Below are 784 nucleotides of genomic sequence, written 5' to 3' on the forward strand. Positions count from 1 at the left end.
GTTAGGTGCAAGTAGGATTCACTTATATGGATGTAATTAAAAATAACTTTCGAGGTAAAGCTCCACTTTGGCAAGTTTTCTGGATTCAAAATATCTTGATTGGTGGGCTACTTCAGTACGGCGTAGAAAAGGTAGCTCCACATCTATCAACGGTTCCAATATATTTACTTATAGTATTTGCTGTTCTTTATAGTCTTTGGGTAACAGTTGGTATGTGGCAATGTGCCTTTAATGCAAAATGGAAGGGTTGGGGATATATTGTTAGAGGTTTTTTTATTGCAATTATTGCTGTGGTAGCAATCACATACCTACGAAACCTGTAGCACCTAACAAGTTACTCAAAAGGACAAATAACAGTTGGCTTTTGCTCCTTCGTCGCCTATTTTAGCCAACTATTATTCGCCTCTTAGTAAGGCGTTAGGCATTTACATGAAATATCTACCCGCATTGCTGTTTTTTATAAACTCAAATTTAGTGTTAGCTTGCGGTCCAAATCGAATACCTTTTAATTTATTGGTACTAGTTGATGGAAAAATGGTCGTGAGAAACGATCTTCTCACCAAAGACTTTATAAAAGAATATAATAAAGAGTTATGGTATTGTTCCACTGGGAAATTCGCCTTAAGCGTAATGCAATACGAAGATAAGTTTTTGGTCACATCAAATTCTATTGGTCAAGAAGAGTGCATGGCAAATGAAGCTGCAAAGGTTTTACAGAGAATCGAGGAACGTAGACCTACTATATCTTTACCCTCTGTAAGTCCTGCATCTTCTGTCACACCAA

At 37.0% G+C, this 784-nt stretch carries 2 protein-coding genes; both read left to right on the top strand.

Annotation, left to right across the window (positions count from 1 at the left end; all coding sequences use genetic code 11):
* Positions 1-26 precede the first annotated feature (26 nt).
* Complete coding sequence (locus AC27HL_RS19535; protein WP_487082726.1) at positions 27-323, top strand: hypothetical protein; 297 nt, start codon at positions 27-29, stop codon at positions 321-323.
* A 106-nt stretch (positions 324-429) separates the two neighbouring features.
* Positions 430-784 (top strand): hypothetical protein (locus tag AC27HL_RS19540; protein ID WP_487082727.1); only part of this gene is annotated, 355 nt, incomplete at its 3' end.

The organism is Colwellia aquaemaris (genome assembly GCF_057548755.1).